This window comes from Methylobacterium jeotgali, from assembly GCF_022179345.1.
Classification (GTDB): Bacteria; Pseudomonadota; Alphaproteobacteria; order Rhizobiales; family Beijerinckiaceae; genus Methylobacterium; species Methylobacterium jeotgali.
This window is the reverse complement of the sequence record NZ_BPQR01000059.1, coordinates 1-25,234: the sequence shown is the minus strand read 5'-3', so window position 1 is coordinate 25,234 and position 25,234 is coordinate 1. Positions and strand designations below refer to the sequence as shown.

Here is a 25,234-nt window from a genome sequence, read left to right as displayed (position 1 = left end):
TCGCCGCGCAGCTCCTCGGCGTGCCGACCCTCATCCACGAGCAGAACGCGGTGATGGGCCGCGCCAACGGCTTCCTCGCCCCTCGCGCCCGGGCTATCGCGACGGGTTTCCGGGAGGTGCGGGGCGTGCCGTCGCGGGCGAGCGCGAAGCCCGTCCACACCGGCAACCCCCTGCGCCCGGCGGTGATTGAGGCCGCCGCCACGCCCTATCCGGCGCTCGGCGAGGGCGATCCCTTCCGCCTTCTCGTGTTCGGCGGCAGCCAGGGCGCGCGGATCATGTCCGAGATCGTACCGCCGGCCGTGACCCTGCTCCCCGAAGCCCTGCGGGCGCGCCTCGCCATCGTCCAGCAGGCCCGCGCCGAGGACCTCACCACCGTCCAGAACGCCTATCTCGCCATGGGGCTGGCCGGCATCGAGGCCGCGCCCTTCTTCCGTGACCTGCCCGGCCGCATGGCCGCCGCGCATCTCGTCGTGTCGCGCTCCGGCGCCTCGACGGTCTCGGAGCTTTCCGCCATCGGCCGCCCGGCGATCCTGGTGCCGCTGCCCGGGGCCCTGGATCAGGATCAGGCCGCCAACGCCGCGACCCTGGCCTCGGCCGGCGCCGCGCTCGCTCTGCCGCAGGCCGAGTTCACCCCGGAGCGGCTCGCGGCGGAGCTGTCGGCGTATCTCGGCGCACCCGAAAAATTGACCGCGGCGGCCGCAGCGGCCAAAAGCGCCGGTCTCACGGACGCCGCCGAGCGCCTCGCCGATCTCGTGATCGAGACCGCGGCCCGCACCTGACCCCATCCCCGCCGCGCGATCGCGGCGGGCAAGACCAAGCGGTTCGGATCATGAAGCTGCCCGAGAAACTCGGCCCCATCCATTTCATCGGCATCGGTGGCATCGGCATGTCCGGCATCGCCGAGGTCATGGCCAATCTCGGCTACACGGTGCAGGGCTCGGACGCCTCGGACAACGCCAACGTCCGCCGCCTCGCGGAGAAGGGCATCCGCACCTTCGTCGGCCACGCCGCGGAGAATGTCGCGGAGGCCGCCCTCGTCGTGGTCTCGACCGCGATCCGCCGGGACAACCCGGAGCTCCAGGCCGCCCGCGAAGCGAGGCTGCCGGTGGTGCGCCGCGCCGAGATGCTCGCGGAGCTGATGCGCTTCAAGTCCTGCGTCGCGGTGGCCGGCACCCACGGCAAGACCACGACGACCTCCCTCGTGGCGACGCTCCTCGATGCCGGCACCCTCGACCCGACGGTCATCAATGGCGGCATCATCAACGCCTACGGTACCAACGCCCGTATGGGCGAGGGCGAGTGGATGGTGGTGGAGGCCGACGAATCCGACGGCACCTTCCTGAAGCTGCCGGCGGACGTCGCCATCGTCACCAACATCGACCCCGAGCACCTCGACCATTTCGGTTCGTTCGAGGCGGTGAAAGACGCCTTCCGGCGCTTCATCGACAACATCCCCTTCTACGGCTTCGCGGTGATGTGCATCGATCACCCAGTCGTGCAGGACCTCGTCGGCCATATCGAGGACCGGCGCATCATCACCTACGGCGAGAACCCGCAGGCCGACGTGCGCCTCATCGACGTGGACCTGAAGGGCGGCCAGAGCCGCTTCCGGGTGATGATCCGCGACCGCCGCCCCGGCTTCCGCATGGAGATCGAGGACCTCGTGCTGCCGATGCCGGGCAAGCACAACGCCTTGAACGCCACCGCGGCGCTCGCGGTCGCCAACGAACTCGGCGTCGGCCACGACGAGATCCGCCGGGCGCTCGCCGGCTTCGGCGGCGTCAAGCGCCGCTTCACCCGCACGGGCGAGTGGAACGGCGCGGCGATCTTCGACGACTACGGACACCATCCCGTGGAGATCAAGGCGGTGCTGAAAGCCGCCCGCGCCTCGACGGACGGCAAGGTGATCGCCGTCGTCCAGCCGCATCGCTACTCGCGCCTGCAATCGCTGTTCGACGATTTCTGCACCTGCTTCAACGACGCCGACACGGTGATCGTCGCCCCCGTCTACGCGGCGGGCGAGGCGCCGATCGAGGGCATCGACCGGGACGGGCTCGTCGCCGGCCTCACCTCCCGCGGCCACCGCGACGCCCGTGCGCTCGAGCGCCCCGAGGACCTCGCCGGCATCGTCGCGGGCCTCGCCAAGCCCAGCGACTACGTCGTGTGCCTAGGGGCCGGCACCATCACCCAGTGGGCCTACGCCCTGCCGGGCGAGCTCGCGGCTCGGAAGGGGTGATGCGCTCGGCTGCATCAGAGCCGCCCCCTCACCCCCGGCTGCCGCCTCGCTCCGGCGACGACAGGGTCGCCGAAGCCCTCTCCCCGCCCGCGGGGAGAGGAGGAGCACGACCATGACCGCCTCCCTCCACGACTCCATCCGCGCCGCCGCGCCGGGCCTTCGCGGACGCCTGCTGGCGAACCAGCCGCTCTCGGAGCTGACCTGGTTCCGGGTCGGCGGTCCGGCCGAGGTGCTGTTCACGCCGGCCGACGAGGAGGACCTCGCGGCCCTGCTCGCGGCCCTCGACCCGGAAACCCCGGTGACGGTGATCGGCCTCGGCTCGAACCTGATCGTCCGCGACGGCGGCATCCCCGGCGTGACGGTCCGGCTCGGCGGCAAGGCCTTCGGCGGGATCGGGATCGACGGCGACACGATCCGCGCCGGCACGGCGGTGCCCGACATGCGCCTCGCCAAGGCCGCCGCCGAGGCCGGGCTCGACGGGCTCGCCTTCTACCGGGGCATCCCCGGCTCGGTCGGCGGGGCGCTGCGCATGAACGCCGGCGCCCATGGCGGCGAGACCACCGACGTGCTCGTCGAGACCCGCGGGATCGACCGGCGGGGGAGCTTGCGTACCTTCGGCCACGCCGAGATGGGCTTCTCCTACCGCCACTGCTCCGCGCCGGAGGACGTGATCTTCACGAGCGCCCTCTACCGGGGCCGGCCCGGCGAGCGCGCGGCGATCGAGGCGGAGATGGAGCGCGTCACCGCCGCCCGCGAGGCGGCCCAACCGATCCGCGAGCGCACCGGCGGCTCGACGTTCCGCAACCCGGAGGGCGGCAAGGCTTGGCAGCTCATCGACGCCGCCGGCTGCCGGGGGCTGACGCTCGGCGGTGCCCAGGTCTCGCCGATGCATTGCAACTTCCTGATCAACCGCGACGGCGCCACCGCCGCCGACATCGAGGCGCTCGGCGAGGAGGTCCGCCACCGGGTCCGCGAGACCTCCGGGGTCGACCTGCACTGGGAGATCAAGCGGATCGGGGTGGCGGTCGAAGCCGCCTGATCGTCGCGCGGCCTTCGCGTTTCGCGGCCGCTTAGAAATCGGAGCCTTCCCATGTCCAAGCACGTCGCCGTCCTGATGGGGGGCTGGTCCTCCGAGCGGGAGATCTCGCTGAAGTCCGGCACGGCCTGCGCGGCGGCGCTGGAGGGCGAAGGCTACCGGGTGACGCGGGTCGATGTCGGGCCCGACATCGCCACCGTGCTCACGGAGCTGAGGCCCGACACGGCGCTCAACGCCCTCCACGGACCTGCCGGCGAGGACGGCACCATCCAGGGGCTGCTCGAGATCCTGCGCATCCCCTACACCCACTCGGGCGTGCTCGCCTCGGCGCTCGCCATGCACAAGGAGCGTGCCAAAACGGTGCTGGCCGCGGCCGGCGTGCCGGTGCCGGAGGGCCGCGTCGTTAACCGTCATGATGCGGCGAAGTCACACCCGCTGCCCCCGCCCTACGTGGTCAAGCCGGTCGCCGAGGGCTCCTCCATGGGGGTCCTCATCGTGCGCGACGGGCGCTCGCACCCGCCCCAGATCCTGGCCTCGGACGAATGGGTCTACGGGGACGAAGTCCTTGCGGAGACTTACGTTGCCGGCCGCGAGCTCACCTGCGCGGTGATGGGCGACCGGGCGCTCGGTGTGATCGAGATCAAGCCCGCATCGGGCGAGTGGTACGACTTCGACGCGAAGTACGCCGAGGGGGGGTCGATCCACGTCCTTCCGGCGGTTCTTAAACCAAATGTTTACCAGCGTATCCAAGAGTTGGCGTTAACGGCGCATCAAGCACTGGGGTGCCGGGGCATCAGCCGTGCGGACCTGCGATTCGACGACACGCCGGGGGGAACCGGAGCGCTCGTCGTCCTCGAGGTCAACACGCAACCCGGCATGACCCAGACGAGCCTTGTGCCGGAGATGGCAGCCCACGCGGGCCTGAGTTTCGGTGAGCTCGTCCGATGGATGGTGGAGGACGCAACTTTGGGCCGCTGAGCCCCGCGACTGCTCCACAAGGGGCAGGGCTGGCTGCGCGCCTCGGCCGTCTCCTCGCTCGCCGCCCAGGCTCGACCCGGCGCCTGCGCCCTGCGTTGCCCCTCCAGGCGCGCTTTCCCCGCGGCACCGGCACCGCCGCCTTCTCCGTGGCGCTCGCCGGCATCGCCCTGACGGGCTTCGTGGCGAGCGGCCGCTACGACCGCTTCATCCTCGAGAACGGCCGCCCCCTCGACATCCTCGCCCGCGTCGCCGGCTTCGGCGTCGAGCGCGTGACGATCTCCGGCATCTCCCGCATGTACGAGCGCGAGGTGCTGGAGGCCGCCGGCATCGACGGGCGCTCCTCCGTGCCCTTCCTCGACGTGGCCGAGGTCCGCGAGCGCCTGCTGCGGGTGCCGCTCATCGCCTCGGCTTCCGTGCGCAAGCTCTACCCCAACGAGGTCGTCATCACCCAGGTCGAGCGTGAGCCCGCCGCCCTCTGGCAGAAGGACGGCGAGATCAACGTCATCGCCGCCGACGGCACCGTGATCGATTCGATGCGCGACGACCGCTACGCGAGCCTGCCGCTCGTCGTCGGCGAGAACGCCAACACGCATCTCGGGGACTACCTCGCCCTGATCAGCGCCGCCGGCCCGCTCGCCGAGCGGGTCCGGGCGGGCACCTACGTCTCGGGCCGGCGCTGGACGCTCAAGCTCGACGGCATCGACATCCGCCTGCCCGAGACCGGCGCCGCGGAGGCGCTGGCCCGCCTCGCCCGCCTCGACCGGGAGAAGGGCCTGCTCGCCAAGGACATCATCGCCGTCGACCTCCGCATGGCCGACCGCGTGGTGGTGCGCCTGACGGAAGAGGCCGCGGCCGCGAGGGCCGAGTCCCAGAAGCCGAAGAAGAAGGGGGCGGCCACGTGATCTGCTCCCTTCTCGTCCTGTCTTCCACCGTCACCTCAGTCCGGTAGCGTCCGATGCACAGCCACCACGGCCTGACGCCCCGCCTGAAGCCGCTCTCCGCGCGCCGGAGCACGACGCTCTCCGTGCTCGACATCGGCACGAGCAAGGTCGTCTGCCTCATCGCCGAGCTGCAGCCGGCCGAGGCGCTGACGACCTTGAAGGGCCGCACGCATCTCGCCCGCATCATCGGCATCGGCCACCACCGCTCGCAGGGGCTCAAAGGCGGCGCCATCGTCGACCTGGAGATGGCCGAGAACGCCATCCGCCAGGCGGTCCACGCCGCCGAGCGCATGGCCAAGGTCGAGGTGCAGTCGGTCATCGTGAACATGTCCGGCGGGCGCCTCGCCTCGCAGCACTACGAGGCCCATGTCGGCGTCCGCACGGGCACCGTCACCGGCGCCGACGTGGAGCGGGCGCTGGAGACGGCGAGCGCCCACGGCGTCGGCCCCGGCCGCACCGTGCTCCACGCCCTCCCGACCGGCTACGCGCTGGACGGCCAGGGCGCCGTCATCGACCCCTCGGGGATGGTGGGTGATTCGCTCGGCGTCGACCTGCACGTCGTCACCAGCGAGGCGGCCGCCGCCCGCAACCTGATGCTCGCCGTCGAGCACTGCCATCTCGGCGTCGAGGCGGTGATCGCCACCCCCTACGCCGCCGGCCTCTCGGCGCTCGTCGACGACGAGGCGGAGATGGGCGTCGCCGTCGTCGACATGGGTGGGGGCACGACGAGCGTCGGCGTCTTCTCCGGCGGCCACCTCGTGCATGTCGACGCGGTCGCCGTCGGCGGCCACCACGTCACCATGGACATCGCCCGCGGGCTCTCGACCCGGGTCGCGGCGGCCGAGCGCCTCAAGACCCTCTACGGCTCGGCCATCGCCACCCCGTCCGACGAGCGGGACATGATCGCGGTCCAGGGCCTCAGCGAGGACGAGGGCGAGGCGCCGGCCCACGTGCCGCGCTCGCAGCTCGTGCGCATCATCAAGCCCCGGGTCGAGGAGGTGGTCGAGCTGGTGCGCGACCGCCTGCGCGAGGCGGGATTCAGCGCCCAGGCCGGGCGCCGGGTGGTGCTGACGGGGGGCGCCAGCCAGCTCGTCGGCCTGCCCGAGGTCACCCGCCGGGTCATGCAGGGGCAGGTCAGGATCGGCCGGCCGCTCGGCATCCGCGGCCTGCCGGAAGCCGCCAAGGGACCCGCCTTCTCCGCCGCGGTCGGCCTGCTGGTCTACCCGCAGGTGGCGCATGCCGAGCATTTCGAGCCCCGCGGGCAGGGGGTGTTCGCGGGCACCGGAACGGACGGTTACCTCTCGCGCGTCGGACGCTGGATCCGCGAGAGCTTCTAGAGACTGGGCGGGCCTCTCCGGAGGTCCGCTCGACGAAACCGGGCGCCCCGAGGGGCGCCATACGATGAGCGAAAGTCAAAGGGGCTCGACACCATGGCCATCTCTCTCCAGGCGCCTGACATCCGCGAACTGAAGCCCCGCATCACCGTGTTCGGTGTCGGCGGCGCCGGCGGCAACGCCGTCAACAACATGATCGAGTCGGGCCTGCTCGGTTGCGAGTTCGTCGTGGCCAACACCGACGCCCAGGCGCTGACCTCCTCGAAGGCCGAGCGGGTCATCCAGATGGGTCTCGGCGTCACGCAGGGCCTCGGGGCCGGCTCGCACCCGGAGGTCGGCTCGGCGGCGGCCGAGGAGGTTATCGACGAGATCCGCGACCAGCTCTCCGGCGCGCACATGTGCTTCATCACCGCCGGCATGGGCGGCGGCACCGGCACCGGCGCCGCTCCGGTCATCGCCCGCGCGGCCCGCGACATGGGCATCCTGACGGTCGGCGTCGTCACGAAGCCCTTCCAGTTCGAGGGCGTGCGCCGGATGCGCACCGCCGAGGCCGGCATCCAGGAGCTCCAGGCCGCCGTCGACACCCTCATCGTCATCCCGAACCAGAACCTGTTCCGGGTCGCCAACGAGAAGACGACCTTCGCCGACGCCTTCGCGATGGCCGACCAGGTGCTCTACTCGGGCGTCGCCTGCATCACCGACCTGATGGTGAAGGAGGGTCTCATCAACCTCGACTTCGCCGACGTGCGCGCGATCATGCGCGGCATGGGCAAGGCGATGATGGGCACCGGCGAGGCGTCGGGCGAGAAGCGCGCCAACCGCGCCGCGGAGGCGGCCATCGCCAACCCGCTCCTCGACGACGTCTCGATGAAGGGCGCCCGCGGCCTGCTGATCTCGATCACGGGCGGCGCCGACCTCACCCTCTACGAGCTCGACGAGGCCGCCACCCGCATCCGCGAGGAGGTCGACGGCGACGCCAACATCATCCTCGGCGCCACCTTCGACGAGAGCCTCGACGGCATCATCCGCGTGTCGGTGGTCGCCACGGGCATCGAGCCGGCGCTGATCGCGGCGAACTCGCCGAACAACCCGGCGGTGGCCGAGACCGAGCAGCGCATCGCCGAGGTCGCCGAGCGGCTCCGCGCCGAGGCCCGCGCCCGCGCCGCCGCTCCTGCCGCCCCGGCGCAGGCGCCCCGCGCCGAGATCGCCCCGGCCCCGGCCTTCGCGGCGCCGGCGCCTGCACCGGTGGCCGTCGAGCCCCGCATCGAGCCCGCCCCGGCCCCGGTGGTGCGCGACGACGTGGTGCTGACCCAGGCTCCCCCGCGCGCGGCCGCCCCCTACGCGCCGCCGCCGGCCGCCCCCCAGCCGGAGCCGGCCCCCGTCCATGCCGGCGGTCCCTTCGTGCCCCCGCGGGCGGCCGCGCCCGCCGCCGCCCCGCTCGCCCGTGGTCCGCGCATGCCGCAGATCCACGAGCTGCCTCCGATCGCCCAGGCGCAGCTGCGCGCCCGTCCGGCGGAGGAGGCGGCCGAGCCGCAGGACTCGAAGCGCACCAGCCTGCTGCGCCGCCTCGCCTCGGTCGGCTTCGGCGGCCGCCGCGAGGAGCCGGAGGCGCCCGTCCATCGTGCTGCCGCCCCGCAGCCGCAGGCGCCGATGCACCACCAGCCCGCGATGCAGCAGGCTCCTCTGCCGCCCGCGCCCCGCGCTCCGGCCGCCCCCCAGGGCTACCGCCCGGCCCAGGGCAACCTGGATCCGCAGGGCCGCCTCGCCCCGCAGGCCCGGATGATGGACGACGACCACCTCGAGATCCCGGCCTTCCTGCGCCGCCAGGCCAACACCTGATCCGGCGCCCCGCGATCCCCGGATCGCGGGAGCAGGCTCGAACGTGATCGCGCGCCGGGGCGGACCACCGCTCCGGCGCATTTTTTACGAGGTCCCGCACGGGGGGCAGCGGATCGGCGGTCAGCCCTCGGCCAGGGCCCGGACGGCGGCGTGCGCCTCCGCCATCGAGGGGCGCGCGGCGGGGGCGCCGGTGCAGGCCGTGGCGAGCTCCCGCGCGGCGTCGAGCCAGCCCGGCGTGCCCCGGCAGCGCTCGATCAGCTCGTCGAGGAGCAGGCCGAAGGCCCGCACGTCGATCCGCGCCAGCGCCGCCCCCGTCCGACCTGCCGGAAGGCGCGAGGCCGCACCGAAATCGCTCAAGGCCGCCGCGCCGGTCTCCCCGTCCCAGAGGAGATTGTGGGCGTAGAGGTCGCCGTGACTGATCCCGCGCCCGTGCAGATGCTCCGCCGCGCCGGACGCCGTCCGGGCGAGGGCGAGCACCACCTCCGGCGCGAACGTCAGGCCCGGCGCGTAGACGTCCCGCGAGCAGGTCTCCAGGCTCGGCGGGCCGGCGAGCGCCTGCCAGCCCGCGGGCAGCAGCGGCATCGCCAGACCCTGCGTGCCTTCCGGATGGCCGATCAGCCGGCCGAGCCCGCCGACGAGGCCGGGATGCGCGCCCGCCGCGAGGCAGGCCGCCATCTCCCGGTCGGGCAGGCCGTCGCTGGTCATGACGCCCTTGAACAGCTTGAGCGCCACCGGCCGCCCCCGCCACAGCGCCGCGTGGACGTGGCCCGAGGCGCCCTCGCCGAGGCGCTCGCCCAGGGCGAGGTCGGCCCAGGCGACCGGTTCCGGCTCGGGGAGCGGCGCGCCGTCCTCGGCCGGGTTGCCGGCCCAGGCGAGCCAGGCCACCGCCGGCATCGCGCCGAGGAAGGCGGGCAGCCGCTCGAACCGGTTGGCGGAGAGGCGCAGCAGCTCCAGCTCGCCCGCGTCGGCGAGGCTCTCCGGCAGATCGCGCAGGCGGTTGCCGGCGAGCATGAGCTTGCGAAGCCTCGGCCGCTCGCCGAGGGCGCGGGGCAGGGTCTCGATGCGGTTGTCGGTCAGCGTCAGCCAGCGCAGGTTCGGTGGCAGCGACTCGGCCGGGACCTCCCGCAGCCCCACGCCGCGGAAGCCGACCTGGGTCAGCGCCGCGCAGCCGCCGAGGCTGGCGGGCAGCCGTTCGAAGCAGTTGCCGGAGCCGAACAGCACCCGCAGCCGGTGCAGGCGGCCGAGATCGTCGGGCAGGCGCGTGAGCGTGCCCCCGCCGAGATCGAGCACCTCCAGCGTATCGGCGAGCCCGAAGATCGCGTCCGGAAACGCGGACAGGCCCGGCAGGCGCAGCGCCCGCGCCCCGGCGAGGTCGCCACGGCGCAGGGCATCGAGGGTGGGATTCGTCATCGAGACGGGGCGGGCCGACGCATCCGCGTGGAACGCATCGCGGATGCGGGGCGGGCTGGTGCCGGTTGCGGGACTCGAACTCGCGACCTACCGCTTACAAGGCGGTTGCTCTACCAGCTGAGCTAAACCGGCATCCGGCCTGCGCTAGCAGCGCCCCGGCCGGTCCGCAACCCCCGCGAATTGCCTGCGGCCAAGCTTCGGCCAGCCTTCGGGAGTGCTCTCCCAGTTACATTTGGAAACGATATAGATATCGAATAGAAATATACTTGAAAATCTTGATCCTACATCAGTATATTACGGTCAAGTTCGCCTGTCTATAAGATGAACGACACTTTCAGATCGCATTAAATCCGGCGTTCCTAACACCCGCCTTCCTGGTCGACCCGGCGAATCGCACGAGACGGCCGATCCGAGAGGAGGGTGCCGGCGCGATGGCGAGCGGAGAGAAGACGGGCGGGACGGAAGGCGGCCGCGCGCCCATGGATCGCAGGCCCCGCCTCGACGCGGCCTCCCGCCGCCGGATCGGGCTGAACCTGCGGGCGCATTACGCGAGCCTGCTCGCGCAGCCACTGCCCGACCGCTTCGAGACCCTCGTCGCGCAGCTCGCCTCCCGCACCGAGCCGGAGGAGCCGACGCGATGATCGAGATGAGCCCAACGGCCGCGCTGCCCGGCGCCGTCGACACCGAGATGCGCGATCTCCTGCTCGGGGCGATCCCGGCGCTGCGCGCCTTCGCCTTCTCGCTGACCTACGACCTCGACCGCAGCGACGACCTCGTCCAGGACACCCTGGTGCGCGCCTGGACGAAGTCCGACAGCTTCACGCGGGGCACCAACCTCACGGCGTGGCTGTTCACGATCCTGCGCAACCTGTTCTACTCGCAGCAGCGCAAGCGCAAGCGCGAGGTGGAGGACGTGGACGGCGCCATCGCCGGGCGGCTCGCGAGCCCGCCCGAGCAGGAGGTGCGGGTCGAGATGCGCGCCTTCGAGACGGCGCTGAACCGCCTGCCGGCGCCCCAGCGCGAGGCGCTCATTCTCGTGGGCGCCCAGAACTTCACCTACGAGGAGGCCGCCGCGATCTGCGGGGTCGCCGTCGGCACGGTGAAGAGCCGGGTCAGCCGGGCCCGGCTGCGGCTGATCGAGGAGCTCGGCATGGCCGACAGCGGCGACATCGGCGGCGGCGGTCTCGCCCGCTCCGCCCTCGGCGCAAATTGAGGGACGCTCGCCGCCCCGGCTCAGTGCCGGGCGGCGAGCAGGGGGCCGAGGACGTCGACGACGCCGGCCACGGTGATCTGGGTGCCGACGCAGAGGAGCAGGAAGGCGGCGAGCCGCCCCAGCACCCGCGCGCCCACGGGGCCGATCAGGTTCACCACCCGGTCGGCGGAGCCGTAGGCGAAGCGCACCATGACGGCGATGGCGAGCGCCGCGAGGCTGGTGCCGAGGTAGAAGCCGAGCCGCTCGTCCATGCCCTCCGGCCGGTTCGATCCCAGCGCGATGGCGACCGCGATGGTGCCCGGCCCCGTGGTGAAGGGCAGGGTGAGGGGGAAGAACGCGATGTCGGCGACCTGCCCGGCTTCCGGCTGGCTCGCCTCCGCCTGCCTGCGGGCGTCCCGGGCCTCCGGCGCGTTGAGGAGCACCCAGGCTGAGGCCGCCACCACGAGGCCGCCGGCAATGCGCAGCGCCCCCAGCGACACGCCGAAGAAGTTGAGGATCGGCGCGCCGGCCCAGAGCGCCGAGAGCATGATCAGCGTCGCGTAGAAGCCGATCCGCTTCGAGAGCTCGACCCGCTGGGCGTGGGACTTGTCGGCGGTGACCTGCGCGAAGATCAGCGCCGAGCCGATCGGGTTGACGATCGAGAACAGCGCCGACAGCGCGAGCAGGAAGTGGCGCAGGGCCGATTCCGGATCCATGGCGCTCAACCCGGCGAGGGAGAGGGGGAAGGCGACGGCAGAAGCACCCGGGCCGGCGCGAGGCGGGCGGCGCGGCGCGCCTTCGCCACAGTGACCGGGCGATAGAGCTGCTTCGTCGCGTCGACGACGTGAAGCCCGGCGAAGGGCAAGGACAGGCCGGTGCCGACCCGCTCCCAGGCGCCCGCCGCCTGCAGCATCAGCCGCCCGCTCGTCGGGGGCATGTAGAGGGCCTCGGCCCAGCCCTCCGGGCTGAACAGCGTGTCGCGCATCAGGCGCCCGAGCTGCGAGCGGCTGTAGGGCTGGCCGTGGCCGAAGGGCGTCGCCTCCCAGCGCGCCCAGACGCCCCGGCGGTTCGGCACGACGAGGAGCATCCGGCCGCCCGGCGTCAGGATGCGCCAGACCTCCTGGAGCAGCTCGGTCGGGCTCTCCACGGATTCGAGCGCGTGCACGAGGATGGCCCGGTCCACCGCCGCGTCGGGCAGCGGCATCATGGTCGGGTCGGCGAGCGCCGAGCAGGAGCGGCCGCTGCCTGGCCAGTTCACCACCCCCTGCGTCGCCGGCATGAAGGCGAGCGTCCGCTCGGCGATGAAGTGCACCGGCGCGAGATAGGGCGTCGCGTAGCCGAGCCCGAGTACCCTGAGCCCCGAGACCGAGCCGAGGAAGCCGTGGATCGCCCGGCCGACGATGCGGTGGGTGACCGCGCCCAGCGGGCTGGCGTAGAAGGCGCGCAGGTCGGTGACTTCGAGGCGCATGGAACCCGCTGCGGTCGTCCGCTCGGCCGATTCAATGGGGGGCGCGGGCGCGCGCGGCAAGCGCTCGCCGTCCCGTCCTCCACTGCCGTGAGCGATCCGGCGCCGAGGATCCGGTGCGCAGGATCGCGACGCGGCCCGGCCGCCGCCCTACCTCTCGCCCATTCCGACAAGCGCCGCGCCCGCGGGCGCGCGAGCGATCCGAGACCGACCGAAGACCCGAGGAGAGACCCCGCATGCCGGCACGCACCCCCTGGATCCGCACCTTCCTCTGCCGCAGCGACAATATCGGCGTGCTGATGCGCGATCCCGAGACGGGCGCCTGCGCGGCGATCGACGTGCCGGAAGCCGCGCCCGTGCTGGCCGCCCTCAAGGAGACCGGCTGGACGCTGACCGACATCCTCGTCACCCACCGCCACGCCGACCACGTCGAGGGCATCCCCGAGGTGAAGCGGGCGACGGGCGCGAAGGTCACGGCGCCGGCCAAGGCCGGCGCGGCGGTGCCGGAGGTCGACGTCACCGTCTCCGAGGGCGACACCGTCAGCGTGGGCGCGCTCGCCGGCGAGGTCTGGGAGACGCCGGGCCACTGCGCCGACCACGTCTCCTACGTCTTCGCCGAGGCCGGGGTGGTGTTTGCCGGCGACACGCTCTTCACCCTCGGCTGCGGCCGGGTGCTGGAGGGCCCGCCGGAGACCCTGTGGCGCTCGCTCTCGCGCTTCCTGCCGCTGCCGGACGAGACCCAGATCTACAGCGGGCACGACTACGTAGGCTCGAACGCCCGCTTCGCGCTGGCCGCCGACCCCGACAACGCCCGGCTCAAGGCCAGGGCCGAGGAGGCGCAGCGCGCGGCCGCCGAGGGACGCTTCCTCATTCCCTCGAGCCTCGGAGAGGAGAAGGCGACGAACCCGTTCCTGCGGGCGGGCGATCCGGCGCTGGCCCAGGGCGTCGGGCTGGCGCCGGGGAGCGAGGCCGAACGCGTCTTCGTGGCGCTCCGGGCGTGGAAGAATCGATTCTGATCGCGTCCAACCAAGAAAAATTTGTTGCTTTGTCAAACTAATGTGAACATAGGCTCGCAAGTGTCATGTCCGGGCCTTGCAGTCCGGAGGTCGTGGATGGAGGGCGCCCGTCGCGCCCTCCCGGTCAGATGGGGGTCGGCCTCGCCTTACCACCTCACACCCCAGCGCCTGCCGCTGCCGTTCCGGCAGCCGGGCGACGAGCCGCGTATCGGGACAGGTGCGCATCCGGACGAGCCACGCGAGACGGGCATCAGCCAGGGGCCGGAGCGGGATGCGGAATCCGACGAGGCGGTGACGCTGCGCGTCGTCGGGCGTGGCCGCTCCGCTCCTCAGAAGGCCCGCCCGGCGCTGCCGTCGGCGGACGTGCGCCTCCTCAACATCGCCGCCGAGCATCTCGCCCGCCTCGGGCCGAAGCGGGTGACGGTGGTGGCGGTGGCCGCCGAGGCGGGGATGACCCACGCCAACGTCTACCGCTACTTCCCCTCGAAGGACGCGCTCCTCGACGCGGTCGCCGGCCGCTGGCTGCGGGATGTGGAGACCCGGCTCGCCGGCATCGCCGACGCGCCCGACCCCGCCGACGACAAGATCGAGCGCCTGCTCACCGCGCTCGCCACCGTGCAGCGGGACGCGCTCGCCGACGAGCCGCACCTGTTCGCGGTCCATCTCGACGCCACCGTCGCCGCCCGCCCCATCGCCCGCCGCCACCGGGTGCGCCTGCGCAGCCTCGTGGAGCGGGTGATCGAGGAGGGGATGGCGGCCGGCGCCTTCTCCGCCCGCGACCGCGAGCGGGCCATCGCCTACATCTTCGACGCCAGCTACCGCTTCACCCATCCGCTGGCGATCCAGCACGACGCCGAGGTGCCCCGCGACCTCGTCGAGGCCCGCCTCGGGGCGGTGATCTACGCGATCCAGCGGGTGCTGCGCGCCGGCATCCTCTAGCACCGGCCGCCTTCGGCGGCCGACGGGTGCGAGGGCGCCGGCCGGTGTCCTGCACGCCTGCGACCTGGGCCGCGCGGAGTCCGACGCCCGATTCCCGACGTCTTCGCGGCTTAAGCACCGGTTCGACGGACCGCGCGACGCCCCGCCGCACGCCATGTTGCAGTGCGGTATGGCTTCGGCATCGCGAGGATTTGGCTGGTCGACCAAGCCTAGGAACACGCCCTCTCGGGGGACGTGAAGCCTTTTGGTCACAGTTTCAAAGCCGGTTTGAAAGATTGTTAACCAATCTTTAACCTCTTGGGAGAGCATGGTTTTTCTGCACGCATCCGGCAAGCGTGTCTGTAACAGAGCGTAAGAAAGCGTGATTTGGCCGGCGCGGCGAGGCGCGGCTATACCAAATTCACCAACGACGAAGGCACCGCTTTCTTTCGGCGGTGCACGCACGAGGCTTCGAGCAGCGGACGGATCAGAGGGACCGGAGGCGAAAGCTTTCCACCCGATCACGGCCGAGGGCGAAAGAATGCGAACGCACCAACAGACGACCCTCAAGGGCTCCGTCGCGCTCAGCGGCATCGGCGTACACTCCGGCAACCCCGTCGAGATCACGCTCCGCCCGGCCCCCGCGAACCACGGCATCGCCTTCCTCCGCACCGGCGTCTCCACCGGCAACGACCGGATCATCAAGGCCCACCACGCCTGCGTCTCCGCCACCGAGCTCTGCACCGTCATCGGCGACGTCGAGACCGGAGCGGTGGCCACCATCGAGCACCTGATGTCGGCCTTCTACGGGCTCGGCGTCGACAACGCGCTGGTCGAGATCGACGGCCCCGAGATGCCGATCCTCGACGGCAGCGCCCGCCCCTTCGTCGAGGCGATCGACACGGTCGGCCTCGCGGCCTGCGGCGCCCCGAAGCGCTGGATCAAGGTGCTGCGGCCGGTGCGCATCGAGATCGGCCGGGCCTTCGCCGAGCTTCGCCCTATCGACCGGGGCTTCCGCCTCGACGTCGAGATCGATTTCGAGAGCCCGGTGATCGGCCGCTCCCGCAAGGCGATGGACCTGACGCCCGCCGCCTACCGCCGCGAGATCGCGGGTGCGCGCACCTTCGGCATGATGCGGGACGTGGAGCGCTACTGGAAGGCCGGCTTCGCGCTCGGTGCCTCCCTCGACAACACGGTCGCCGTCGGCGAGACCGCCGTCGTCAACCCCGAAGGCCTGCGCTTCCCGGACGAGTTCGTCCGTCACAAGTTCCTCGACGCCGTCGGCGACCTCGCGCTCGCCGGCCTGCCGATCCAGGGCGGCTACCGCTCCTACTGCGGCGGCCACCGCATGAATGTCGGCGTCCTCTCCGCCCTGTTCTCCGATCGCGCGAACTACGCGATCGTCGAGGCGCAGGCCCCCCGCCGCGAGGGCGCGCTGGCCGAGCTCGGCGCCAATCTCGGCCTCGCCGCCTTCGCCGGCGATCTCTGAGCGCCGCGCTTAACCCTTCTGTAACTTTCCGGCCACAGCGCCGCGATCTGCCGCCCGGCACCTGCGCGCCGCCGTTTTCGCGCCCGAATTGACCGCCACGGTGAATCGTCCCTGAACGGGGCCGCGCTCGACGCGGCCGGCGGTTCGGGGCGGTCGTTTGGGGCGGCGCGCGAGGATGGCGGGAGACACTGCCCGGCGCGCCTTCGAGGGATGAACCGAGAGATGTCTGTCAGCAATCCGACCCGCGGTGCGATGGCGGCCGTGATCCTGTCCGTCCTCGGGCTCGGTCTCGGCGGCTGCGACGCCCTCGATTCGATCAACCCCTTCGCCGAGAAGTACAAGCCCGAGGTGATCCCCACCGTCCCCGCGGACAAGCTCTACAGCGAGGGCTTGGCCAAGATGGAGGACAGCGACTACGAGGGCGCGGCCAAGAAGTTCGGCGACCTCGACAAGCAGTACACCTACTCGGACTGGTCCCGGAAGGCGCTGCTGATGACCGCCTTCGCCAACTACGAGGGCCAGAAGTACGACGACGCCATCAACGCCTCGAAGCGCTACCTGCAGCGGCACCCGGCGAGCAAGGACGCGGCCTACGCCCAGTACCTGATGGCGATGTCGCAGTATAAGCAGATCCCGGACGTGACCCGCGACCAGGAGCGCTCGGAGCGGGCCCTCGTCGCCCTCCAGGAGCTGGTGACGAAGTATCCGAAGTCGGAATACGTCGCCGACGCCAAGGCCAAGATCCAGATCACCCGCGACCAGCTCGCCGGAAAGGAGATGGAGATCGGCCGCTACTACCTGGAGCGCCGCAACTTCCCTGCCGCCATCAACCGCTTCCGCGACGTGGTGAGCAAGTACCAGACGACCCGCCACGCCGAGGAGGCCCTGATGCGCCTCACCGAGGCTTACATGGCGCTCGGCATTACCGCCGAGGCCCAGAACTCGGCGGCCGTGCTCGGCCACAACTTCCCCGACAGCCCCTGGTACAAGGACGCCTACGCCCTCCTCCAGAACGGCGGCCTCGAGCCCCGCGAGGAGAAGAGTTCCTTCCTGAGCCGGGCGTTCCGCTCGATCACCGGCCAGACCGCTTCCGCGAACTGAGCGGATCTTCGCGGCGCGTCCCACCGGGGCGCGCCGTTTTTGCGGGGTGAAGAGACGGCGCGCCCCGCCTATATCGGCACCCGGCGCGCCGCCCGCGTCCGCTCCGCGCGCCGCGGGACGGATGCTTCCCGGGCGCGGCCCGATCAGGGGGCTTCGAGACGCGGCATGCTCGTGCAGCTCGCGATCCGCGACATCGTTCTCATCGACAAGCTCGAGCTGAATTTTCGCGACGGGCTGAGCGTGCTCACCGGCGAGACGGGCGCCGGCAAGTCGATCCTGCTCGACGCCTTCTCCCTGGCGCTCGGTGGCCGCGGCGACGGCGGCCTGGTGCGCCACGGCGAGGCGCAGGGCGCCGTCACCGCCGTGTTCGACGTCGGGCTCGACCATCCCGCCCGGCGGATCGCTGGCGAGGCCGGCATCGACACCGAGGGCGACCTGATCCTGCGCCGCACGCAGATGGCGGACGGACGCACCCGCGCCTTCGTCAACGACCAGGCGATCGGCGTGCAGACCCTGCGGGCGATCGGCGCCGCGCTCGTCGAGATCCACGGCCAGCACGACGATCGGGCGCTGGCCGATGCCGGCGCCCACCGTGCGATCCTCGACGCCTTCGGCGGCCTGCACGGGCCGCTCGCCACCGTCGCGGAGGCCTCGCGCCGGGTGAAGGCGGCTCGCGCGAGCCTCGCCGCCCAGCGCGCCCAGGTCGAGGCGGCCCAGCGCGAGTCCGATTTCCTCCGCCATGCCGTCGACGAGCTCGGCACGCTCGCCCCCGAGGCCGGGGAGGAGGCGAGCCTCGCCGAGCGCCGCGCGATCATGCAGCAGAGCGAGAAGATCGCCCGCGAGTTGAACGACGCCCTGGAGGCTCTCGGGGGCCAGGGCTCGGCGGTGCCCCATCTCGCCTCGGCCGTGCGGCGCCTGGAGCGGCGGGCCGAGCAGCTTCCCGCCCTGGTCGAGCCCTGCGTGCGGGCGCTCGACGCCGCCCTCGTCGCCCTCGACGAGGCCCGCGGCGTGCTCGACGCGGCGGTGGCCGAGACCGAGTTCGACCCCCGCGAGCTGGAGCGAGCCGAGGAGCGCCTGTTCGCGCTGCGCGCCGCCTCGCGCAAGTACGATAAGCCCGCCGACGACCTCGCCGCGCTCCGCGAGCGCTTCGAGGGCGAGGTCGCTGCGATCGATGCCGGTGCCGAGCGGCTCGCGGGCCTGGAGGCCGACTTGGCCGGTGCCGAGGCCGCCTATGCGGCGGCCTCGGAGAAGCTCGCCGCCGGCCGGCGGCGCGCCGCCAAGGCGCTGGACGCCGCGGTGAAGGCCGAGCTGCCTCCGCTGAAGCTGGAGCGGGCCCGCTTCATTACCGAGATCGCCACCGATCCCGAATCGCGCGACCCCGCCGGCACCGAGCGGGTTGAGTTCTGGGCGCAGACCAATCCGGGCACCCGCGCCGGCCCGATGATGAAGGTCGCCTCCGGCGGCGAGCTGTCCCGCTTCCTCCTCGCACTCAAGGTTGTACTCGCCGATCGCGGCTCGGCCCCGACCCTGATCTTCGACGAGATCGACACCGGCGTCGGCGGCGCCGTGGCCGACGCCATCGGCGTGCGCCTCGGGCGCCTCTCCGAGACCGTGCAGGTCGTGGCCGTCACCCACGCCCCGCAGGTGGCGGCGCGGGCGGCGACGCATTTCCTCATCGCCAAGGACGGGGTGAAGGGCGCGGCGCGCGTCGCCACCCGCGTCACGCCCCTCGATCCCCCGGCGCGCCGCGAGGAGATCGCCCGCATGCTGGCCGGCGCCACCGTGACCGACGAGGCACGGGCCGCCGCAGCGCGACTTCTCGCCGCGACCGAAACACCTGCGCCGGTGCCCTGAGGGAACCTGTAGTTAACGGATTGTTAACCATAGCAACTGAGAATTGTGTCGAGGTGACGCGGCGAATCGCGTGGCCTTCAAGGCCCGGAACAGGACCATGGCCCAGGGATTCGACACGACCGACGCTCTGCACCCCGCACCGGCCGGCGAAACGGCGATGAATGCCGAGGCACGCCGCCGGATCGGCACGGTCCTGCGCTCCTTCTACGAGAGCCGCGTCGAGGCGCAGCCGCTGCCCGACAGCCAGATCGACCTGCTCCTGCGGCTGCGCCACAAGGAGCGCGACCGCCGCCGGGGGGATTAGCCCGCGGCTACCAGCGGCGCGCGCCCGGCCGGCGCCGGTACTCCTCCGCCCGGATCCGCGTGAGGACGAGATCGAGGTCCGCCAGCAGGCGCTCCTCCTCCTGCCGGGCGCTCTCGGCCTCCGTCCGGTCCGATACGAACCGCTGCCGTGCCTGACTGAGGGCCAGCGCCCGCTCCAGGGTCGAGCGCTCCGCGTGCAAGTCGAGGAAGCGCTGCTCGTCGGTGCCGGGTGCGGCCTCGGGCCTGGATTGCGTGTCGGTCTCGCCGGGACGCACGTCGTTCCGTCTCCTGCTCGCCGGCCCGCCGTCGCGCCGGGCCGAGGCGGATGGAACGCGCGAGACCGCACAATCGTGCCATGCTTGTGCGGAACCCTCGGAAGAACCGCCGCCGAGCGAGCCGTGGCCGGGGGATGTCATCGATCTGTCATCGCTTCGTCATAGAGGCGGCACCGTCGGGCCGGTATCGCCCCGGCGGGAGGTTCCTTGAGGAACCCGCCGGCCTCGACAGCGATGGAGAATCCTTTGAAGCCCTTCCGTTACGCGCTCGCCCTCGGCCTCGCGACGGCCCAGCTCACCGGCGCGGCGCTCGCCGCCGACATCACCGGCGCCGGTGCCACCTTCCCCTTCCCGGTCTACTCCAAGTGGGCGGAAGCCTACCGCAAGGAGACCGGCACCGGCCTCAACTACCAGTCGATCGGCTCCGGCGGCGGCATCAAGCAGATCCAGGCCAAGACCGTCGACTTCGGCGCCACCGACGCCCCGCTCAAGGGCGAGGCGCTGACCAAGGACGGCCTCGTGCAATTCCCGACCGTGATGGGCGGCGTCGTCACCGTGGTGAACATTCCCGGCCTCGAGCCCGGTAAGCTGAAGCTCACGGGCGAGCTGATCGCCGAGATCTACGCCGGCAAGATCACCAAGTGGTCGGACGCCAAGATCGCCAAGCTCAACGAGGGCCTGAAGCTCCCCGACGCCCCGATCACCCCGGTCTACCGCTCCGACGCCTCGGGCACGACGAACATCTTCACCACCTACCTCTCCTCGGCCTCCGAGGCCTGGAAGAAGGAGTTCGGCGCGGCGACGACGATCTCCTGGCCCGCCGGCCAGGGCGGCAAGGGCAACGAGGGCGTCACCGCCACCGTCAAGCAGGTCCCGAACGCCATCGGCTACGTCGAGTCAGCCTACGCCAAGCAGAACAAGCTCGCCTACGCCCTGATCCAGAACAAGGCCGGCAAGTTCCCGCAGCCCGACGACAAGGCCTTCCAGGCCGCCGCCGCCAGCGCCGACTGGAAGTCCGCGCCGGGCTTCGGCATCGCCCTGACCAACCAGGGTGGCGACGACGCCTGGCCGATCACGGCCGCGACGTTCATCCTCGTCCACAAGGAGGCCGCCGACCCGGCCAAGAGCGCCGCCGTGCTCAAGTTCTTCGACTGGGCCTACAAGAACGGCGACAAGCTCGCCACCGACCTCGACTACGTGCCGCTGCCCGACAGCGTCGTCGCGCTGGTCAAGGACGAGTGGAAGCAGATCAAGGACAAGGACGGCAAGCCGGTCCTGACCCAGTAAGCCGGCCCCATAGACCCGGCTTCTCCGGGACGGCTCGCCTCGGGCCGTCCCGGAGGCTACCAAGCGCTTGAGCGAAGAGAACGGCGGATGGCTGCCTTGACCGAGACGATCGCGTTGGCCCGAGAGGATCGGGTGCCGCGCACGACCCCGAGCCGGGGCGCCGACGCCCTGTTCAGGGCCGCGGCCTACGGCTGCGCCATCCTCGTGCTGCTGGTGCTGGTGGGCATCCTCGCCTCCATCGCCTATGGCGGCTGGCCCGCCTTCCGCGAGTTCGGCTTCGGCTTCCTGACCTCGCCGGCCTGGAACGTCGGAACCGAGCAGTACGGCGCCCTCGTCGCGGTGATCGGCACGCTCGCCTCCGCGCTCATCGCCCTCCTGATCGGCGTGCCGCTGTCGCTCGGCATCGCCGTCTACCTCACGCAGCTCTGCCCCGGCTGGGCGCGCCGGCCGGTGGCAATGACCATCGAGCTGCTCGCCGCCGTGCCGAGCATCATCTACGGCATGTGGGGCCTGTTCATCTTCGCGCCGCTCTTCGCCCGCTTCGTGCAGGTGCCGGTCTCGAACCTCGTCGAGGGCCTGCCGGTGGTCGGCACGCTGCTCTACGCCCGCGTCCCCTCCGGCGTCGGCATCCTCACCGCCGGCATCATCCTGGCGATCATGATCGTGCCCTTCGTGGCCTCGATCGCCCGCGACATGCTCGACCAGATCCCGACGATCCTGCGCGAGAGCGCCTACGGCATCGGCTGCACGACCTGGGAGGTGGTGCGCCACGTCCTCGTGCCGCAGGCCTCGGTCTCGATCATCGGCGCGATCATGCTCGGCCTTGGCCGGGCGCTCGGCGAGACCATGGCGGTCACCTTCGTGATCGGCAACGCCAACCGGCTCTCGGCCTCGATCTTCGATCCCGGCTCGACCATCGCCTCGCGCATCGCCAACGAGTTCAACGAGGCGGACGGAATGCAGCTCAACGCGCTGATGGCGCTCGGCTGCATCCTCTTCGTGATCACGTTCGTCGTCCTCATCATCGCGCGCCTGCTGACCCGGCGCGTCAAGGTCGCCTGAGGAGCCTCCGATGGACGCCACCACTCCCATGGCCGCGATGCACGCCGCCCCCGTCTCGCGCGTGCGATCCAGCCGGCGCGTCGCCGACCGCGTGCTGCGGGTCTCCTGCTTCGCCGCGACCCTGATCGGCGCCGTGGTGCTGGGCTCGATCCTGCTGATGCTGATCATCGAGGGCCTCCGCGGCATCACGCCGACGCTCCTCACCCAGCCGACCCCGGGGCCCGGCTCCGAGGGCGGCGGCATCGCCAACGCCGTGCTCGGCAGCCTCGTGCTCACCTTCATCGGCATCGTCGTGGCGACGCCGGTCGGCGTCATGGCGGGCACCTTCCTCGCCGAGTACGGCCGCGGCTCGAAGCTCGCCGAGCTGGTGCGCTTCCTCAACGACATCCTGCTCTCGGCGCCCTCGATCCTGATCGGCCTGTTCGTCTACACCCTGATGGTGCGGCCGATGGGGACCTATTCCGGCTGGGCCGGCGGCGTCGCGCTGGCCATCATCGCCACCCCCGTGATCGTGCGCACCACCGAGGACATGCTGCGCCTCGTGCCGGGCTCCATGCGCGAGGCCGGCGCGGCGCTCGGCGCGCCCGCCTCCACGGTGATCCGCCAGGTGACCTGGCGGGCGGCGTCCGCCGGCATCGTCACCGGCATCATCCTGGCGCTCGCCCGCATCGCCGGAGAGACCGCGCCGCTGCTCTTCACGGCGCTGAACAACAACTCCTGGTTCAGCCCCAACCTGATGGGCGGCATCGCGAACCTGCCGGTGATGATCTACCAGTTCGCCCTCTCGCCCTACCCGAACTGGCAGCAGCTCGCCTGGGCCGGCGCGCTGCTCATCACCGCGACCATCCTCGCGCTGTCGGTCGTCGCCCGCTTCGTGCTCTCGCCCAAGCGCCACTGAGCCGGACCGCCGCCCGCCGCGAACGAGCCCCTTCTCCCGAGATCATCCCCAGGACCGTCCCAAGGATCCCCCGATGAACGCCGCTCCCATCGACGCCGCCGAGCTCGGTGCCCGACCCCAGGCCGATACGAACGCGCCCGTGCGCATCGCGGTCAAGGACCTGAACTTCTACTACGGCGCCTTCCACGGCCTGAAGGACATCAACCTCAACTTCCACGACCGGCAGGTGACCGCGCTGATCGGTCCCTCGGGCTGCGGCAAGTCTACCCTGCTGCGCACCTTCAACCGCATCTACAGCCTCTACCCGGAGCAGCGGGCGGAGGGGCAGATCCTGCTCGACGGCAAGAACGTCCTCGACTCCAGCGTCGACCTCAACGAGCTGCGCTCGCGCGTCGGCATGGTCTTCCAGAAGCCGACTCCCTTTCCGATGTCGATCTACGACAACGTCGCCTTCGGCCTTCGCCTCTACGAGCGCCTGCCCAAGGCCGAGCTCGACAACCGGGTCGAGGAGTCGCTCCGCAAGGCCGCGCTCTGGGACGAGGTGAAGGACAAGCTCAAGCAGTCCGGCATGGGCCTCTCCGGCGGCCAGCAGCAGCGCCTGTGCATCGCCCGCACGGTCGCCCAGCGCCCGGAGGTGATCCTGTTCGACGAGCCGACCTCGGCGCTCGACCCGATCTCCACCGGCCGCATCGAGGAGCTGATCGAGCAGCTGCGCGACGAGTTCACGATCGTCATCGTCACCCACAACATGCAGCAGGCCGCCCGCATCTCGCAGTTCACCGCCTTCATGTATCTCGGCGAGCTCGTCGAGTTCGGGCCCACGACGCGCATCTTCATGAACCCGGAGAAGCGCCAGACCCAGGACTACATCACCGGCCGCTTCGGCTAGCGCATTCCCACGCCGCATTCTCGCGCGTCGAGCCGCCCGTCGCGCCCGACGCGGAATGCTCCAGAGCCCCGCGCCCGCGAGGACCGCCATGCCCGATCACATCGTCTCCTCTTACGACAACGACCTCGACCGGCTGCGCCGGCTCATCTCCGAGATGGGCGGCATCGCCGAGAAGATGACGGACGAGGCGAGCCTCGCCCTCGTCCGCCGCGACACCGGCCTCGCCCAGTCGGTAATCGTCGCCGACAAGCGACTCGACGCCCTCCAGCGGGAGATCGAGGAGAAGTCGGTGCTGCTCATCGCCCGGCGCCAGCCGCTGGCCATCGACCTGCGCGAGACGATCTCGTCGATCCGCGTCTCGGGCGATCTCGAGCGCATCGGCGATCTCGCCAAGAACATCGCCAAGCGCGTGCTCGCCATCAGCGACGAGGCCCAGCCGCAGAAGATCGTCCAGGGCGTCCAGCACATGAGCGATCTGGTGCAGGAGCAGCTCAAGGACGTGCTCGACGCCTATGCCGGCCGCGACACCAAGGCCGCGCACGACGTATGGGAGCGGGACGGGGCGATCGACGCCCTCTACAACTCGCTGTTCCGGGAGCTCCTCACCTACATGATGGAGGACCCGCGCAACATCTCCTTCTGCACGCACCTGCTGTTCTGCGCCAAGAACATCGAGCGCATCGGCGACCACACCACCAACATCGCCGAGACGATCCAGTACCTCGCCACCGGCGAGAATCCCACCGGCGAGCGCCCGAAGAACGACGCCTCGAACTATGCCACCGTCTCGCCGCAGGGCGCGGCCGCGGAGAGCGCCCCGCCCGGACCGTCGGCGGCCTGACGCGCCTCCGCACCGGTCCCGTGAGCCGCCGATGAGCACCCGTATCCTGATCGTCGAGGACGAGGAGGCCCTCACCCTGCTCCTGCGCTACAACCTCGAGGCCGAGGGCTTCGAGGTCGACAGCGCCGTGCGCGGGGACGAGGCGGAGATCCGCCTCCAGGAGCAGGTGCCCGACCTCGTCCTGCTCGACTGGATGCTGCCGGGCCTCTCGGGGATCGAGCTGTGCCGGCGCATCCGCGCCCGGCGCGAGACCGAGCGGCTGCCGGTGATCATGCTCACCGCCCGCGGCGAGGAGGGCGACCGCATCCGCGGCCTCGGCACGGGCGCCGACGACTACATCGTCAAGCCGTTCTCCGTGCCCGAGCTGCTGGCGCGGGTACGCTCGCTGCTGCGGCGGGCCAAGCCCGCCCACGTCGCCAGCCTCCTGGTGGCCGGCGACATCGAGCTCGACCGGCTCAGCCACCGCATCCGCCGCTCGGGCCGCGAGCTGCATCTCGGGCCGACGGAGTTCAAGCTCCTCGAGTTCCTGATGCAAAGCCCTGGCCGGGTCTTCTCCCGGGAGCAGCTCCTCGACGGCGTCTGGGGGCACGACGTCTACATCGACGAGCGCACCGTCGACGTGCATGTCGGGCGCCTGCGCAAGGCCCTTAACCGGCCCCGCCAGGCCGATCCGATCCGCACCGTGCGCGGTTCCGGCTACGCCTTCGACGAGATGTTCGAGGCGGTGGACTAGAGCGTTTTCCGCAATCGCCGGATCGCAGAAAACGCTCTATCTTATTGGTGTGACGCATTTTCTCGCGCCGAACCGGCAACCACTTCGGCGGGAAATGCTCTAAGTCGACCCGTGACATCCTCGAAACGAGAAAGGCC

At 71.4% G+C, this 25,234-nt stretch carries 25 protein-coding genes and 1 tRNA gene; 21 read left to right on the top strand and 5 right to left on the bottom strand.

What is annotated here, in order from left to right; genetic code table 11:
* From MFF04_RS16985 to ftsZ, 7 genes are all read left to right on the top strand, one after another.
* A partial coding sequence (locus MFF04_RS16985; protein ID WP_238277494.1) for a glycosyltransferase occupies positions 1 to 779 on the top strand: 779 nt, incomplete at its 5' end.
* 50 nt (positions 780 to 829) lie between these two features.
* Positions 830 to 2,236: a UDP-N-acetylmuramate--L-alanine ligase gene (gene murC, locus MFF04_RS16980; protein ID WP_238277493.1), complete on the top strand. Its 1,407-nt coding sequence runs from the start codon at positions 830 to 832 to the stop codon at positions 2,234 to 2,236.
* A gap of 112 nt (positions 2,237 to 2,348) precedes the next feature.
* The gene (gene murB, locus MFF04_RS16975) at positions 2,349 to 3,275 is read left to right on the top strand and encodes a UDP-N-acetylmuramate dehydrogenase (protein ID WP_238277492.1); all 927 of its coding nucleotides are present in this window, start codon (positions 2,349 to 2,351) and stop codon (positions 3,273 to 3,275) included.
* Positions 3,276 to 3,326: 51 nt separating this feature from the next.
* Positions 3,327 to 4,250, top strand: coding sequence for a D-alanine--D-alanine ligase (locus tag MFF04_RS16970; RefSeq protein ID WP_238277491.1), 924 nt, complete (start codon positions 3,327 to 3,329; stop codon positions 4,248 to 4,250).
* Positions 4,217 to 5,152, top strand: a complete 936-nt coding sequence (locus MFF04_RS16965; RefSeq protein ID WP_238277490.1) for a cell division protein FtsQ/DivIB — start codon at positions 4,217 to 4,219, stop codon at positions 5,150 to 5,152. The genes MFF04_RS16970 and MFF04_RS16965 overlap by 34 nt, the downstream gene beginning before the upstream one ends.
* Before the next feature lie 53 nt (positions 5,153 to 5,205).
* Positions 5,206 to 6,528, top strand: a complete 1,323-nt coding sequence (ftsA, locus tag MFF04_RS16960) for a cell division protein FtsA (protein WP_238277489.1) — start codon at positions 5,206 to 5,208, stop codon at positions 6,526 to 6,528.
* A 93-nt stretch (positions 6,529 to 6,621) separates the two neighbouring features.
* On the top strand, positions 6,622 to 8,364 hold the full coding sequence (gene ftsZ, locus MFF04_RS16955) for a cell division protein FtsZ (protein ID WP_238277488.1): 1,743 nt from the start codon (positions 6,622 to 6,624) through the stop codon (positions 8,362 to 8,364).
* Positions 8,365 to 8,484: 120 nt separating this feature from the next.
* On the opposite strand, the gene MFF04_RS16950 is transcribed toward ftsZ, so the two are convergent.
* Together MFF04_RS16950 and MFF04_RS16945 are read right to left on the bottom strand one after the other, a co-directional pair.
* A complete protein-coding gene (locus tag MFF04_RS16950) occupies positions 8,485 to 9,774 on the bottom strand; it encodes a leucine-rich repeat-containing protein kinase family protein (RefSeq protein ID WP_238277487.1) in 1,290 nt (429 codons plus the stop codon).
* A gap of 56 nt (positions 9,775 to 9,830) precedes the next feature.
* Positions 9,831 to 9,906, bottom strand: a tRNA-Thr gene (locus MFF04_RS16945).
* A 347-nt stretch (positions 9,907 to 10,253) separates the two neighbouring features.
* Here MFF04_RS16945 and MFF04_RS16940 point away from each other — a divergent pair.
* A complete protein-coding gene (locus tag MFF04_RS16940) occupies positions 10,254 to 10,415 on the top strand; it encodes a NepR family anti-sigma factor (protein WP_238277485.1) in 162 nt (53 codons plus the stop codon).
* Positions 10,412 to 10,987: a sigma-70 family RNA polymerase sigma factor gene (locus tag MFF04_RS16935; protein ID WP_238277483.1), complete on the top strand. Its 576-nt coding sequence runs from the start codon at positions 10,412 to 10,414 to the stop codon at positions 10,985 to 10,987. Before MFF04_RS16940 ends, MFF04_RS16935 begins: the two co-directional genes overlap by 4 nt.
* Positions 10,988 to 11,007: 20 nt before the next feature.
* On the opposite strand, the gene MFF04_RS16930 is transcribed toward MFF04_RS16935, so the two are convergent.
* Complete coding sequence (locus MFF04_RS16930) at positions 11,008 to 11,682, bottom strand: MarC family protein (protein WP_238277481.1); 675 nt, start codon at positions 11,680 to 11,682, stop codon at positions 11,008 to 11,010.
* Between the two features lie 5 nt (positions 11,683 to 11,687).
* The gene (locus tag MFF04_RS16925) at positions 11,688 to 12,434 is read right to left on the bottom strand and encodes a class I SAM-dependent methyltransferase (RefSeq protein ID WP_238277480.1); all 747 of its coding nucleotides are present in this window, start codon (positions 12,432 to 12,434) and stop codon (positions 11,688 to 11,690) included.
* 233 nt (positions 12,435 to 12,667) lie between these two features.
* Here MFF04_RS16925 and gloB point away from each other — a divergent pair, with 233 nt between their 5' ends.
* From gloB to MFF04_RS16895, 6 genes are all read left to right on the top strand, one after another.
* A complete protein-coding gene (gene gloB, locus MFF04_RS16920; RefSeq protein WP_238277479.1) occupies positions 12,668 to 13,447 on the top strand; it encodes a hydroxyacylglutathione hydrolase in 780 nt (259 codons plus the stop codon).
* A 348-nt stretch (positions 13,448 to 13,795) separates the two neighbouring features.
* The gene (locus MFF04_RS16915) at positions 13,796 to 14,386 is read left to right on the top strand and encodes a TetR family transcriptional regulator (protein WP_238277497.1); all 591 of its coding nucleotides are present in this window, start codon (positions 13,796 to 13,798) and stop codon (positions 14,384 to 14,386) included.
* Positions 14,387 to 14,906: 520 nt separating this feature from the next.
* Positions 14,907 to 15,854, top strand: coding sequence for a UDP-3-O-acyl-N-acetylglucosamine deacetylase (gene lpxC / locus MFF04_RS16910; RefSeq protein ID WP_238277478.1), 948 nt, complete (start codon positions 14,907 to 14,909; stop codon positions 15,852 to 15,854).
* Between the two features lie 222 nt (positions 15,855 to 16,076).
* Positions 16,077 to 16,955: an outer membrane protein assembly factor BamD gene (locus MFF04_RS16905; RefSeq protein ID WP_238277477.1), complete on the top strand. Its 879-nt coding sequence runs from the start codon at positions 16,077 to 16,079 to the stop codon at positions 16,953 to 16,955.
* A 165-nt stretch (positions 16,956 to 17,120) separates the two neighbouring features.
* Positions 17,121 to 18,809, top strand: coding sequence for a DNA repair protein RecN (gene recN, locus MFF04_RS16900; protein ID WP_238277476.1), 1,689 nt, complete (start codon positions 17,121 to 17,123; stop codon positions 18,807 to 18,809).
* Between the two features lie 97 nt (positions 18,810 to 18,906).
* Positions 18,907 to 19,113 (top strand): hypothetical protein, encoded by a 207-nt coding sequence (locus MFF04_RS16895; protein ID WP_238277475.1) that lies wholly within the window; start codon positions 18,907 to 18,909, stop codon positions 19,111 to 19,113.
* A 7-nt stretch (positions 19,114 to 19,120) separates the two neighbouring features.
* On the opposite strand, the gene MFF04_RS16890 is transcribed toward MFF04_RS16895, so the two are convergent.
* Entirely contained in the window at positions 19,121 to 19,387 is a 267-nt protein-coding gene (locus tag MFF04_RS16890; RefSeq protein ID WP_373320093.1) for a hypothetical protein, read from the bottom strand.
* A gap of 246 nt (positions 19,388 to 19,633) precedes the next feature.
* Between MFF04_RS16890 and pstS the strand changes: the two genes are divergently transcribed.
* The 6 genes from pstS to phoB all read left to right on the top strand — a co-directional run bounded on the left by pstS (position 19,634) and on the right by phoB (position 25,097).
* Positions 19,634 to 20,674, top strand: coding sequence for a phosphate ABC transporter substrate-binding protein PstS (gene pstS, locus MFF04_RS16885; protein WP_238277474.1), 1,041 nt, complete (start codon positions 19,634 to 19,636; stop codon positions 20,672 to 20,674).
* Between the two features lie 87 nt (positions 20,675 to 20,761).
* Positions 20,762 to 21,736: a phosphate ABC transporter permease subunit PstC gene (gene pstC / locus MFF04_RS16880; RefSeq protein ID WP_238277473.1), complete on the top strand. Its 975-nt coding sequence runs from the start codon at positions 20,762 to 20,764 to the stop codon at positions 21,734 to 21,736.
* Between the two features lie 10 nt (positions 21,737 to 21,746).
* Positions 21,747 to 22,634, top strand: a complete 888-nt coding sequence (gene pstA, locus MFF04_RS16875; protein WP_238277471.1) for a phosphate ABC transporter permease PstA — start codon at positions 21,747 to 21,749, stop codon at positions 22,632 to 22,634.
* 73 nt (positions 22,635 to 22,707) lie between these two features.
* Entirely contained in the window at positions 22,708 to 23,523 is an 816-nt protein-coding gene (pstB, locus tag MFF04_RS16870; RefSeq protein ID WP_238277468.1) for a phosphate ABC transporter ATP-binding protein PstB, read from the top strand.
* 88 nt (positions 23,524 to 23,611) lie between these two features.
* Positions 23,612 to 24,364, top strand: a complete 753-nt coding sequence (gene phoU / locus MFF04_RS16865; RefSeq protein ID WP_238277466.1) for a phosphate signaling complex protein PhoU — start codon at positions 23,612 to 23,614, stop codon at positions 24,362 to 24,364.
* A gap of 31 nt (positions 24,365 to 24,395) precedes the next feature.
* On the top strand, positions 24,396 to 25,097 hold the full coding sequence (gene phoB, locus MFF04_RS16860) for a phosphate regulon transcriptional regulator PhoB (RefSeq protein WP_238277465.1): 702 nt from the start codon (positions 24,396 to 24,398) through the stop codon (positions 25,095 to 25,097).
* The last annotated feature ends 137 nt before the right edge of the window (positions 25,098 to 25,234 follow it).

Coding starts and splice junctions, on each gene's coding strand:
- pstA (WP_238277471.1), top strand. CDS start 21,747: ATGGACGCCACCACTCCCATGGCCGCGATGCACGCCGCCCCCGTCTCG.
- lpxC (WP_238277478.1), top strand. CDS start 14,907: ATGCGAACGCACCAACAGACGACCCTCAAGGGCTCCGTCGCGCTCAGC.
- MFF04_RS16940 (WP_238277485.1), top strand. CDS start 10,254: ATGGATCGCAGGCCCCGCCTCGACGCGGCCTCCCGCCGCCGGATCGGG.
- pstC (WP_238277473.1), top strand. CDS start 20,762: ATGGCTGCCTTGACCGAGACGATCGCGTTGGCCCGAGAGGATCGGGTG.
- murB (WP_238277492.1), top strand. CDS start 2,349: ATGACCGCCTCCCTCCACGACTCCATCCGCGCCGCCGCGCCGGGCCTT.
- MFF04_RS16935 (WP_238277483.1), top strand. CDS start 10,412: ATGATCGAGATGAGCCCAACGGCCGCGCTGCCCGGCGCCGTCGACACC.
- MFF04_RS16970 (WP_238277491.1), top strand. CDS start 3,327: ATGTCCAAGCACGTCGCCGTCCTGATGGGGGGCTGGTCCTCCGAGCGG.
- MFF04_RS16965 (WP_238277490.1), top strand. CDS start 4,217: ATGGATGGTGGAGGACGCAACTTTGGGCCGCTGAGCCCCGCGACTGCT.
- MFF04_RS16950 (WP_238277487.1), bottom strand. CDS start 9,774: ATGACGAATCCCACCCTCGATGCCCTGCGCCGTGGCGACCTCGCCGGG.
- phoU (WP_238277466.1), top strand. CDS start 23,612: ATGCCCGATCACATCGTCTCCTCTTACGACAACGACCTCGACCGGCTG.
- pstB (WP_238277468.1), top strand. CDS start 22,708: ATGAACGCCGCTCCCATCGACGCCGCCGAGCTCGGTGCCCGACCCCAG.
- recN (WP_238277476.1), top strand. CDS start 17,121: ATGCTCGTGCAGCTCGCGATCCGCGACATCGTTCTCATCGACAAGCTC.
- MFF04_RS16930 (WP_238277481.1), bottom strand. CDS start 11,682: ATGGATCCGGAATCGGCCCTGCGCCACTTCCTGCTCGCGCTGTCGGCG.
- ftsA (WP_238277489.1), top strand. CDS start 5,206: ATGCACAGCCACCACGGCCTGACGCCCCGCCTGAAGCCGCTCTCCGCG.
- MFF04_RS16925 (WP_238277480.1), bottom strand. CDS start 12,434: ATGCGCCTCGAAGTCACCGACCTGCGCGCCTTCTACGCCAGCCCGCTG.
- phoB (WP_238277465.1), top strand. CDS start 24,396: ATGAGCACCCGTATCCTGATCGTCGAGGACGAGGAGGCCCTCACCCTG.
- MFF04_RS16905 (WP_238277477.1), top strand. CDS start 16,077: ATGTCTGTCAGCAATCCGACCCGCGGTGCGATGGCGGCCGTGATCCTG.
- gloB (WP_238277479.1), top strand. CDS start 12,668: ATGCCGGCACGCACCCCCTGGATCCGCACCTTCCTCTGCCGCAGCGAC.
- ftsZ (WP_238277488.1), top strand. CDS start 6,622: ATGGCCATCTCTCTCCAGGCGCCTGACATCCGCGAACTGAAGCCCCGC.
- murC (WP_238277493.1), top strand. CDS start 830: ATGAAGCTGCCCGAGAAACTCGGCCCCATCCATTTCATCGGCATCGGT.
- MFF04_RS16895 (WP_238277475.1), top strand. CDS start 18,907: ATGGCCCAGGGATTCGACACGACCGACGCTCTGCACCCCGCACCGGCC.